The sequence below is a fragment of the Paraburkholderia sp. SG-MS1 genome (assembly GCF_012275575.1).
GTDB lineage: Bacteria > Pseudomonadota > Gammaproteobacteria > Burkholderiales > Burkholderiaceae > Paraburkholderia.
Map to the genome: position 1 here is coordinate 20,282 of NZ_NPIH01000266.1, position 12,039 is coordinate 32,320.

The 12,039-nt window shown below is 63.1% G+C and carries 8 protein-coding genes; 4 read left to right on the forward strand and 4 right to left on the reverse strand.

The window, feature by feature from the left end:
• The first annotated feature begins 59 nt into the window (after positions 1 to 59).
• From infB to truB, 3 genes are all read left to right on the forward strand, one after another.
• The gene (gene infB / locus CIC12_RS27050; protein ID WP_168668684.1) at positions 60 to 3,023 is read left to right on the forward strand and encodes a translation initiation factor IF-2; all 2,964 of its coding nucleotides are present in this window, start codon (positions 60 to 62) and stop codon (positions 3,021 to 3,023) included.
• A 190-nt stretch (positions 3,024 to 3,213) separates the two neighbouring features.
• Positions 3,214 to 3,579, forward strand: a complete 366-nt coding sequence (rbfA, locus tag CIC12_RS27055; protein WP_168668686.1) for a 30S ribosome-binding factor RbfA — start codon at positions 3,214 to 3,216, stop codon at positions 3,577 to 3,579.
• Between the two features lie 90 nt (positions 3,580 to 3,669).
• Positions 3,670 to 4,605 carry a tRNA pseudouridine(55) synthase TruB gene (gene truB, locus CIC12_RS27060; RefSeq protein WP_168668688.1) on the forward strand — a complete coding sequence of 312 codons (936 nt, stop codon included), beginning with the start codon at positions 3,670 to 3,672 and terminating at the stop codon, positions 4,603 to 4,605.
• A gap of 126 nt (positions 4,606 to 4,731) precedes the next feature.
• Here the strand turns inward: truB and CIC12_RS27065 are convergent, their stop codons facing one another.
• The 4 genes from CIC12_RS27065 to CIC12_RS27080 form a co-directional block, all read right to left on the reverse strand.
• Positions 4,732 to 6,294 (reverse strand): DHA2 family efflux MFS transporter permease subunit, encoded by a 1,563-nt coding sequence (locus tag CIC12_RS27065; RefSeq protein WP_168668690.1) that lies wholly within the window; start codon positions 6,292 to 6,294, stop codon positions 4,732 to 4,734.
• Positions 6,295 to 6,328: 34 nt separating this feature from the next.
• Entirely contained in the window at positions 6,329 to 7,564 is a 1,236-nt protein-coding gene (locus CIC12_RS27070; RefSeq protein WP_168668692.1) for an EmrA/EmrK family multidrug efflux transporter periplasmic adaptor subunit, read from the reverse strand.
• 71 nt (positions 7,565 to 7,635) lie between these two features.
• Entirely contained in the window at positions 7,636 to 9,144 is a 1,509-nt protein-coding gene (locus CIC12_RS27075) for an efflux transporter outer membrane subunit (protein WP_168668703.1), read from the reverse strand.
• A gap of 49 nt (positions 9,145 to 9,193) precedes the next feature.
• A complete protein-coding gene (locus CIC12_RS27080; protein ID WP_168668705.1) occupies positions 9,194 to 9,709 on the reverse strand; it encodes a MarR family winged helix-turn-helix transcriptional regulator in 516 nt (171 codons plus the stop codon).
• Positions 9,710 to 10,043: 334 nt separating this feature from the next.
• Between CIC12_RS27080 and typA the strand changes: the two genes are divergently transcribed.
• Positions 10,044 to 11,870, forward strand: a complete 1,827-nt coding sequence (gene typA / locus CIC12_RS27085; protein ID WP_168668707.1) for a translational GTPase TypA — start codon at positions 10,044 to 10,046, stop codon at positions 11,868 to 11,870.
• Positions 11,871 to 12,039: the final 169 nt, after the last annotated feature.

A 12,039-nucleotide genomic window follows, 5' to 3' on the forward strand; every position in this document is an offset into this window, starting at 1 on the left:
TTAGGCCGCATGACACGATGCTAACCGCAAGGAATCGGTCCTTGCATTAAGAGGAATGAATGGCGAGTAACAACGTAGCCCAATTTGCCGCGGAACTGAAAATGCCTGCAGGCGTGCTGCTCGAGCAGCTGCAGGCGGCGGGCGTCACAAAAGCGAGCGAAGACGACAACCTGTCCGAGGCGGACAAGGCGCGTCTGCTCGACCACTTGCGCAAGTCTCACGGCTCGACTGATGCGGACAAGCGCAAGATCACGCTGACGAAACGGCATACGTCGGAAATCAAGCAATCCGATGCGACGGGTAAAGCTCGCACCATTCAGGTCGAGGTGCGCAAGAAGCGCACTTTCGTCCGCCGCGACGAAACCTCCGCCGAAGGCGGAGATGCATCGAATCATGCGGCCGAAGGCGCCGAGGTCGACGATCTGGAACTTCAGCGTCGTGAAGAGGAAGCGCGTCACGAAGCGGAGCTGCTCGAAAAGCAGGCGCAGGAGTTGAAGGCTCGCCAGGAACAACTCGAACGCGAAGAAGCCGAGCGTCAGGCGCGTGAGCAGGCTGCCGAAGCCGAGCGCCGTCGCGCGGAAGAAGAAGCGGCGAAGAAGCGCGCAGCGGCTGCGGCCGAGGCGGCGGCACGCGAGAAGGCGCAGCAGACGGCGCAAGTCGCGCAGCCGGTGGCCGCGAAGGTCGAGCCGGTGGCAGCGAAGGCAGCGGAGCCGGTGGTCGCCAAGGAAAGCGAGCAGGACGACGAACGCGCAGCGGCCGAACGCGCTGCGCAACGCGAAGCCGCGAAGAAGGCGGAAGACGCAGCGCGTCAGGCCGCCGAGAAAGCGCGTGCCGAGCAGGAAGAAATCGCGAAGCGCCGTGCCGCGGCGGAAGCCGAAGCACGCGCAATTCGCGAAATGATGAACACGCCGCGCAAGGCACAGGTCAAGGCGCCGGAACCGGCACCGAAGCCCGCCGAGCCGGCCAAGGCCGCGGAAGCCAAGGGCACGCTGCACAAGCCCGCACGTCCGGCAGGCGAGGCACCGGCGCGTCCGGCTGCGAAGAAGCCCGCTGCTGCGGCTCCGGCATCCCCGAGCGCGCCGTCCGCCGGCGACAAGAAAAAGCCAGGCGGCGGCAAGGGTGGCTGGCAGGACGACGCAGCGAAGCGCCGCGGTATCAAGACGCGTGGCGATTCGAGCGGCGGTGTCGATCGCGGGTGGCGCGGCGGCCCGAAGGGTCGCGGCAAGCATCAGGATCAGAACACCACGTTCCAGGCGCCGACCGAACCGATCGTGCGTGAAGTGCACGTGCCGGAAACCATCACGGTCGCCGATCTGGCGCACAAGATGGCGGTGAAGGCGTCGGAAGTCATCAAGTCGATGATGAAGCTCGGCCAGATGGTCACGATCAACCAGATGCTGGACCAGGAAACGGCGATGATCATCGTCGAGGAACTGGGTCATCACGCGGTGGCGGCCAAGCTGGACGATCCGGAAGCGATGCTGGTCGAAGGCGAAGTGTCTGATGCGGAAGCATTGCCGCGTCCGCCCGTCGTCACGGTCATGGGTCACGTCGACCACGGCAAGACCTCGCTGCTCGACTACATCCGCCGCGCGAAGGTTGCAGCGGGCGAAGCGGGCGGCATTACGCAACACATCGGCGCTTACCACGTCGAAACGCCGCGTGGCGTGATCACGTTCCTCGACACGCCGGGTCACGAAGCCTTTACGGCCATGCGTGCCCGCGGTGCGAAGGCAACCGACATCGTGATTCTGGTGGTCGCGGCCGACGACGGCGTGATGCCGCAGACGAAGGAAGCGATTGCCCACGCGAAGGCAGGCGGCGTGCCGCTCGTCGTTGCGATCAACAAGATCGACAAGCCGGATGCGAATCCGGAACGTGTGAAGCAGGAACTCGTCGCGGAAGGCGTCGTGCCGGAAGAGTACGGTGGCGATTCGCCGTTCGTGTCGGTGTCGGCCAAGACCGGCGCGGGCATCGACGATCTGCTCGAAAACGTGCTGCTGCAAGCGGAAGTGCTGGAACTGAAGGCACCGGTCGAAGCGCCGGCCAAGGGTCTGGTCATCGAAGCGAAGCTCGATAAGGGTAAGGGACCGGTCGCAACGATCCTGGTCCAGTCGGGTACGCTGAACCGCGGCGACGTGGTGCTGGCAGGTAGCGCTTACGGTCGCGTGCGAGCCATGCTCGACGAAACCGGCAAGCCGACCAAGTCCGCCGGTCCGTCGATCCCGGTGGAAATCCAGGGTCTGTCGGAAGTCCCGCAAGCAGGCGAAGAAGTCATCGTGATGCCGGACGACCGCAAGGCGCGTGAAGTCGCGCTGTTCCGTCAAGGCAAGTTCCGCGACGTCAAGCTGGCCAAGCAACAGGCCGCGAAGCTCGAGAACATGCTGGAACAGATGGGCGAAGGCGAAGTGCAGTACATGCCGCTCATCGTCAAGGCCGACGTGCAAGGTTCCCAGGAAGCCTTGGTGCAGTCGCTGCTCAAACTGTCGACCGACGAAGTGCGCGTGCAGATCGTGCACGGCGCCGTGGGCGGCATTAGCGAGTCCGACGTCAACCTGGCCACGGCTTCGAAGGCGGTCATCATCGGCTTCAACACGCGTGCGGATGCGCAGGCTCGGAAGCTGGCGGAGTCCAATGGCGTCGACATTCGCTACTACAACATCATCTATGACGCAGTGGATGACGTGAAGGCCGCGATGTCGGGCATGCTGGCACCGGAGAAGCGCGAAGTCGTGACGGGTACGGTCGAAGTGCGCCAGGTCTTCAAGGTACCGAAGATCGGGGCCGTGGCCGGCTGTATGGTCACGGACGGTTTCGTCAAGCGCTCGTCGTCGGTGCGCGTGCTGCGTAACAACGTCGTTATCTTTACGGGCGAACTCGATTCGCTCAAGCGCTTCAAGGACGACGTCAAGGAAGTCCGTCAGGGCTTCGAGTGCGGTATGTCGATCAAGAACTTCAACGACATCGTCGAAGGCGATCAGTTCGAAGTCTTCGAGGTCACCGAAGTCGCGCGTTCGCTGTAATTCACGCGACACGGCTCAACGGGCGGAGCGGGCTTTGACGCCCGCTCCGCCCGTTGTTTTTGGGCCCACTGTTTCGTGCGCAAGCCCTTGGTCATGCTTTGAAAAGCGCGCCGCTTATAGGCCGCGCAAAAAAATCACCTCGGTTTGCGCGAACCATTTTTTGCATCCGTCGATCGGATCACACAACACCATGCCTAAGAAACGTTCTTCTCCCAATCGCAACGTGCAGATCGCCGATCAGATCCAGCGCGATCTGTCCGAGCTGCTGCGCGAGGTCAAGGATCCGCGCATCGGCATCGTCACCATTCAGAGCATCGAGCTGACGCCGGACTACGCGCACGCGAAAGTCTATTTCACGACCCTGACCGGCGACCCGCAACAGACGCTCGAAGCGCTCACGCACGCGGCCGGCCATCTGCACAATCAGCTCTTCAAGCGACTGCATATCCATACCGTGCCGACGCTGCATTTCCACTACGACAAGACGATCGAGCGCGCCGTCGAAATGTCGCGTCTGATCGACGAGGCGAATGCGAGTCGCGCGAAGGAAGACTGAGCGCACCGTGAGCGGTTCTCGTTGCCATGCCTGAGCCGCGATGCGCTCAGTGCCGTTTTTTGTATTCATTGAAGTCTCCGCCTTTCTGACATGACCGCACTTCAACGCCCCCGCGTGCCGCGTCGCGCGCTCGACGGGGTCCTGCTGCTCGACAAGCCGCTTGGCCTGTCGAGCAACGACGCGCTGATCCGCGCGAAGCGTCTCTATCTGGCAAAAAAAGCCGGCCATACCGGCACGCTCGACCCTCTTGCGACAGGCCTGCTGCCGCTGTGTTTCGGCGAAGCCACCAAGTTTTCGCAGGATCTGCTCGAAGCCGACAAGACCTACGAGGCGACCATGCGCCTGGGCATTCGCACGACAACCGGCGACGCCGAGGGCGAAGCGATCGACACGCGTGAAGTCGCGAGCGACGAGGCCGCGGTGCAGGCGGTGCTGCCAAAGTTTCTCGGCGACATCGTCCAGGTACCGCCGATGTATTCGGCGCTCAAGCGCGACGGCAAACCGCTGTACGAATATGCGCGCGCGGGGCAGACCCTGGAGCGGGAAGGGCGTCAGGTAAAGATCCTCAGACTCGAATTGCTCGGGTGCACGCTGCCGGACGTGACATTTCGCGTGACTTGCAGCAAGGGCACCTACGTGCGCACGCTGGCCGAGGATATCGGCGAAGCGCTGGGTTGCGGCGCACATCTGGTCGCGCTGCGGCGCACGGGTGTCGGCGTGCTGACGCTCGCGAATTCGGTGACGCTCGATGCGTTGTCCGATGCAACGGAAAGCGAGCGCGACTCGTGGCTGCAGCCGGTAGACGCGTTGCTGTCGACGTTCCCGCTCGTGCGGTTGAACGAAGACGACACGCGCCGGTTTCTGCAGGGGCAACGCCTCAAGCTGTCCGGCTTGACCATGGCCGCAGATGCCGTGAACGCACCGCGCGTAAGAGTGTATGCGGGGCAAGGCCGCCTGCTGGGCGTCGCGAAGCAAGGCGAGGGCGTGCTCGCGCCCGAACGGCTGGTGGTCACGACGGCGAGCTAGATCGCTGTCGAGACTTTAAGCAGACGCGTCCGGCCTGCTGCAAAGTGCAAAGAAAAAGGCGGGACCGCGATCGAGCGGTCCCGCCTTTTTTTCATCTTGAGAGCTTCGTAAGCCTGAAGTGGAGCCTCAGTGCGCGGCGGCCGCCGCCGCACCTGCATCGCCGCCCGCACGTTCCGGCCGTGTGATCCAGATCAGCGCGATCAGTGCCACGAAAATGCCGGCCGAAACAAAGAACAGATCGTTCACGCCCAATTGTGCCGCTTGCTGCGTGGCCATCGAGTTGAAGAGACCATACGCCTGCGGCTGACTGAAGCCAGCCGCGCCCATCTGCCGGATCGATTGATCGAACACCGGGTTGTAGGCGTTCGCCTGTTCAGCCAGTTGCGCGTGATGCATGATCGTGCGGTGATCCCACGCGGTCTGGAAAATCGAAGTGCCAATACCGCCGCACATGATCCGCACGAAATTCGACAGACCCGACGCCGCCGGAATACGGTTGCCGGGCAAGCCCGACAGCGTGATCGATACGAGCGGAATGAAGAATCCCGCCATACCGATACCCTGAATCAACGTGGGCAGCAGCAGAGAATACGTATCGACGCCGGTCGTATAACGCGAGCGCATCCAGAAACACAGCGCGAAGATGAGGAAAGACAATGTCGCGATATAGCGCGGATCGGTACGCGGCAAGATCTTGCCCGTGATCGGCGACAGCAACACGGCGAACAGACCGACGGGCGCCATCACCAGCCCTGCTTCTGTCGCGGTGTAGCCGATATCGGTTTGCAGCCACAGCGGGAGCAACACGAGATTGCCGAAGTAGAGCCCGTAGCCGATCGACAGCGCGATCGTGCCGCCCGTGAAGTTGCGCCGGCTGAACAGCGACAGATCCACCACCGGATGCTCGGCCGTCAACTCCCACACGATGAAGAACGCGAGGGCGATCACTGCGACCAGCGCCAGCACGACGATCGTCGTCGACGAGAACCAGTCGAGATCCTTACCCTTGTCGAGCATCACCTGCAGCGAGCCGACCCAGACGATCAGCAGACCGAGGCCGATGCCGTCGATCGGTGCTTTCCGGATCGCTGAATCACGGTTGCGGAAGATCATCCACGTCGCCGCCGCGGCGATGATGCCGACCGGAATGTTGACGTAGAAAATCCATGGCCACGAGATGTTGTCGGAAATCCAGCCGCCCAGAATCGGGCCGGCCACCGGCGCAATCAGCGTGGTCATCGCCCACATCGACAACGCCATCGGCGCCTTCGCGCGCGGATAGCTGGCGAGCAGCAGTGTTTGCGACAACGGGATCATCGGGCCGGCCACCGCGCCTTGCAGCACGCGCGAAGCCAGCAGGAACGGCAGCGTCGGCGCGAGACCGCACAGCCACGACGAAATCACGAACAGCACGATCGACGCCATGAACAGGCGCACCTGGCCGATGCGGTCGGTGAGCCAGCCGGTCAGCGGCACGGAGATCGCGTTCGCGACCGCGAACGAGGTGATCACCCACGTGCCCTGGTCGGCCGACACGCCGAGGTCGCCGGAGATCGACGGAATGGACACGTTCGCGATCGACGTGTCGAGCACGTTCATGAACACGGCGAGCGACACCGCGATGGTGCCGATCACCAGTTGCGCGCCCTCGAGCGGCGGGTGAGGGGTTTGCGCCTGAGCCTGAGCCATTAAGGAAGCCTTCTATGAATCGTCGTGTGGCTGCCTAGCTCTTCGCTGCGGGCTTCGCGGCGGCGCCGGTCTGTGCCGACTTCGGCGTACCGCCGTTCGGGCCGGCGTTTTCCGCGATGATGCGAGCGATTTCCGCGTCGGCTTCGTCGCCGTATTTATCGAATACGTTGGTCTGGTAGGCCGTGTTCGACGCGTTGCCGAGCTGGCCGCCGCTGGCGTCCTTGATGTTCACGTCCGCTTGCATCGACAGACCGATGCGCAGCGGGTTCTTGTCGAGTTCCTGCGGATCGAGCGCGATACGCACCGGCAGGCGCTGCACCACCTTGATCCAGTTGCCGGTCGCGTTTTGCGCGGGCAGCAGCGAGAACGCCGAACCCGTGCCGGCGGAGAAGCCGACCACCTTGCCGTGATACGGCACCGACGAACCGTACACGTCGGCGGTCAGTTCCACCGGCTGGCCGATGCGCATGTGCTTGAGCTGGACTTCCTTGAAGTTCGCGTCGACCCACACGTCGTGCAGCGGCACGATGGCCATCAACGGGGTGCCGGGCGAGACGCGCTGGCCGACCTGCACCGAGCGCTTGGCAACATAGCCGGTCACGGGCGCGGGCAGGACGTTACGCGCGTGGTTCAGGTACGCGTCGCGGACCTTCGCGGCGGCGGCCTGCACGTTCGGATGGTTCGCGATCGTGGTGTTGGCGGTCAGCGCGCGGTTCGACGCCAGTTGCTGCTTGGCGGCGTCGACGGCGGCTTGCGCGCTCTTCACGGCGTCGCGGGCGTGCGAAATTTCTTCCTGCGACACCGCGCCGGTTTGCGCGACCGTCAGACGGCGCTTCAGGTCGTCCTGAGCGCGCGACAGATCGGCCTGACGCAGTTCGACTTGAGCCTGGTATTGATTGTCGTCGGCGAACAGGCCGCGCACCTGGCGCACCGTTTGCGCGAGATTCGCCTCGGCCTGTTCGAGCGCGACGCGCGCGTCGGCCGGATCGAGCACGACGAGCGGATCGCCCGCCTTGACGACTTGCGTGTCGTCCGCGTTCACGGCGATCACCGTGCCCGTGACTTGCGGCGTGATCTGCACGACGTTGCCGCTCACGTACGCGTCGTCGGTGTCTTCATGGAAGCGCGCGACGAGGAAGTAGTACAGGCCGTAGGCGACCGCGGCGATCAGAATCACGATGACGAGCAGCGTCATCATGCGCTTGCGTTTGCCGTTGTTCGCCGGTTGTGCCGGCTGTGCGTTGGGCGCGGGCTGTTGGGGGGTGCTCATTGATGTGCTCCGGGTTCTCTTGAACGTCGTCGTTTATTCGGATGTGGGTGTGCGTGCTGCGCGGCGCATGGTCAGTTGGCCGCGGCGGTCGCGGTGGTCGCCGACGCCGGAGCATCGGTCGGCACCACGAGGCCGGTCTGCGTTGCGTCGAAACCGCCGCCGAGCGCCTTGATGAGGCCGATCTGCATATCGCGGCGGCGCATCTTAAGGCCCGTCACCGTCTGTTCGGCGGCGAGCAGATTCTGGTCCGCGGTCAGCACCTGCAACTGCGGCGACAGCCCGGCCTTGTAGCGGATTACGGCCAGTTGATAGGCCTTGCTCGACGCCTCGAGCGCGCGTTGCGCGTCGCCTTCCTGCTGGTCGATCGAACGGATCGACGATACCTGAGTCGCGACCTGCTGGAGCGCGTTGATCAGCGTCTGGTTGTAGTTCGCGACGTTGAGGTCGAAATCGGCAAAACGGCCCTTCAGCTGCGAGCGCAATGCGCCGGCGTCGAAGATCGGCAGGTGGATCGCCGGACCGAACTGAATTTGACGGCTTGACGCGGTCAGAAAACGGCCCCAGCCGAACGCGTCGAAACCAAAGCCGGCCGCGAGGTTCACGTCGGGGAAGAATTCGGCTTTCGCTTCCTTCACGTCGTGCATGGCCGCTTCGACCTGCCAGCGCGCGGCGACGATATCCGCGCGGCGCGCCACGAGGTCGGCCGGGATATTGTTCGGCAGCGCGACCGTGTCGCCGACTGTCAGCGTCGGCTTGGCGATCTGCAGGCCGCGATCCGGACCCTTGCCGAGCAGCGCGCCCAGCTGGTAGCGAACGACGGTGATCTGGCCGTCGAGGTCGGTCAGGTTCGACTGGCTGGTCGCGATGTTGCCCGTCGCGGTTTGCCGCTCGACGTTGGTGTCGAGGCCTGCCACCACGCGGCCATCGGTAATGCGGCCGATGTCCTTGCGGTTGGCGATTTCTCGTTCGGCGATTTCTCGGAACGCGTACAGCTGGGCGAGCTGGTTGTAGGTGCTCGCCACGGACGCAGCGAGCGTCACGCGCGCCTGCTGCACGTCCGCCTGAGCGGCCCTTTCCTGCGACACGGCCTGGCCGAGGCGCTCACGGTTCTTGCCCCACAGGTCGAGGTCCCACGACGCGCTCGCGAGCACATTGTTCTCGCTATACCACGTGCCGCCGTACGGAGGCGGGTAGAGCGAGTTGGCGGAGAAGATCTCGCGGGTCCACGAATAGCTGGCATTGACCTTCGGGAACAGCGCCGAGCGCGAGCTTTCGATGTAGGAGGACGCCTTCGCCAGACGCGCTTGTGCCTGCGCAATCGACGGACTGCCGTCGAGCGCTTCCGCGATCAGTTGGGACAATTGTGGGTCGCCGAACTGCTTGGCCCAGTCGAGCGACGGCCATTGGCCGCCTTCGCCAGGGAGGCTCCGCGCTGACTCGTACTGCGTCGGCGACGAGATCTGCTTGTCGTTCTTCATGCCGAAGTAGTTCGCGCACCCCGTGAGGGCGAGCGCCGTCACCGCAGCGGCGACAGCGGCCCGGCTCGAAAGCGCGGGCGCGGACAGGGAAAGGGATTTCATCGCTCGACTCTTTGAGTGGAATGTAATGATGGACACTGCAAGCAATTTCTTACAATTTGCTGTCAAAATTGCTTGCTGCGTCACGGGTTAGTCCCGTTTGTTCGCCGGAATTGACGAGCACGCGACGTAGCATGCTCTTCAGAAAGCCCACTTCTTCGGCGGTGAAACCGTTCAGCAGGCTGTCCAGTACGCCGTTGAAGATGCCCGGCATTCTGGCTGCAATCGCCTGGCCTTCCGGGGTCAGCGCAAGGCGTACGACCCGGCGGTCTTCGTTGCTACGCACGCGGGTCAGCAGCCCGCGCTTCTCCAGACGGTCGATCAGGCGGGTGACCGCGCTTGCGTCGATACCGTATTCACGGGCCAGTTCGGCGGCCAACAGGCATTTTCCGCTCGCGACCATGAACAGGATGCTGCCCTGCTGACTGGTGATGCCCAACTCGGCCATGCTGCGCTGGGTAACCAGGTTCGACATGGTTGATTTCACCCGCGAGAGGAGATAGCCGACGCTTTCCCCTAGCTGATACTCGCTGAGGTCCGGCGTGGGAGTGGGGGACGGCTCCGTCATGATTCTCGTGCGAATGCAATGGTTGACTAGGCAGGATTATAGGGTGTCGTTGATTGACGCGGCAAGCGTTATTGCAGCTTAGGCAAGGATCGGTCCGCTCCCAAGTTGGAATAAATGCAGCTTTGCGTAGGTTTTCGCTGACAGAATCGGCTTGCTGTCTCACGCTCCGTTGCGTCGAAGATGGCCGGTCTATCAGGGAATACCAGAAAGCTTCATTCTTGCGTGCTACAATGTTGGGTTCCCAAAAGTGCGCTTTGGGCTTGTCGTGGTTGGTATCAGTAAAGTAGTAACCGGCATAAGCAAGCGGCGCACTCCAACTGTCTCCAGGTTTCCTATGACCCGCGCCCTACGCAACATCGCCATCATTGCTCACGTCGACCACGGCAAGACAACGCTCGTCGACCAGCTCCTCCGTCAGACCGCCACCTTCCGTGACAACCAGCAAGTCGCCGAGCGCGTGATGGATTCGAACGACATCGAAAAGGAACGTGGCATCACGATCCTGTCGAAGAACTGCGCGGTTGAATACGAAGGCACGCACATCAACATCGTCGATACCCCGGGCCACGCCGACTTCGGCGGCGAAGTGGAGCGCGTGCTGTCGATGGTCGACTCGGTGCTGCTGCTGGTCGATGCCGTCGAAGGCCCGATGCCGCAAACGCGCTTTGTGACCAAGAAGGCGCTGGCGCTCGGCCTGAAGCCGATCGTCGTGATCAACAAGGTGGATCGCCCGGGTGCGCGGATCGACTGGGTGATCAACCAGACCTTCGATCTGTTCGACAAGCTGGGCGCAACCGACGAGCAGCTCGACTTCCCGATCGTCTACGCATCGGGCCTGAACGGCTACGCCGGCCTGACGCCGGACGTGCGCGAAGGCGACATGCGTCCGCTGTTCGAAGCCGTCCTCAAGCACGTGCCGGTGCGCCCGGCAGATCCGGATGCGCCGCTGCAGCTGCAGATCACGTCGCTGGATTACTCGTCGTACGTCGGCCGTATCGGCGTGGGCCGCATCACGCGTGGCCGCATCAAGCCGGGCATGGCGGTTGCCGTGCGTTCGGGTCCGGACGGCGCGATCCTGAATCGCAAGATCAACCAGGTGCTGTCGTTCAAGGGCCTCGAGCGCGTCCAGGTCGACTCGGCTGAAGCCGGCGACATCGTGCTGATCAACGGTATTGAAGAAATCGGCATCGGTGTGACGATCTGCGCCCCGGAACAGCCGGACGCGCTGCCGATGATCACCGTCGACGAACCTACGCTGACGATGAACTTCCTCGTTAATTCGTCGCCGCTGGCCGGCCGCGAAGGCAAGTTCGTCACGAGCCGTCAGATCCGTGACCGCCTGATGAAGGAACTGAACCACAACGTCGCGCTGCGCGTGAAGGAAACCGGCGACGAAACCACCTTCGAAGTGGCGGGCCGCGGTGAACTGCACCTGACCATTCTCGTTGAAAACATGCGTCGCGAAGGCTACGAGCTGGCCGTGTCGCGTCCGCGCGTGGTGATGCAGGAAATCGACGGCGTGAAGCACGAGCCGTACGAAAACCTGACCGTCGACATGGAAGACGGCCACCAGGGCGGTGTGATGGAAGAGCTGGGTCGCCGCAAGGGCGAAATGCTCGATATGGCGTCGGACGGCCGTGGCCGCACGCGTCTCGAGTACCGTATTTCGGCACGTGGCCTGATCGGCTTCCAGTCGGAATTCCTGACGCTCACGCGTGGCACGGGCCTGATGAGCCACACGTTCGACTCGTATCAGCCGGTCAAGGAAGGCGCGGTTGGCGAGCGTCGTAACGGCGTGCTGATTTCGCAGGACGACGGCGCGGCGGTCGCGTATGCACTGTGGAAGCTGCAGGATCGCGGCCGTATGTTCGTGTCACCGGGCGAGCCGCTGTACGAAGGCATGATCATCGGCATTCACAGCCGTGACAACGACCTGGTCGTGAACCCGATCAAGGGCAAGCAGCTGACCAACGTGCGTTCGTCGGGTACCGACGAAGCCGTGCGCCTCGTGCCGCCGATTCAGATGTCGCTGGAATACGCGGTCGAATTCATCGACGACGACGAGCTGGTCGAAGTGACGCCACAATCGATCCGTCTGCGCAAGCGTTACCTGAAGGAACACGAGCGCCGTAGCGCAAGCCGCAAGGGCGCGGTGGACTAAGCAGGCCTCGGCCTGTTCCGGTTCGCAGGGATTTTTTGCTGCGCAGCGTTGTAGACGAAAGCCACCTTCGGGTGGCTTTCGTCATTTTTCGGCCTTGAAAACAGGGCGTGTCGCGTGCGGTTGTTGCAGCTCACAGGTTAATCCTCCCCGTTTCCGCAGAACACTATTG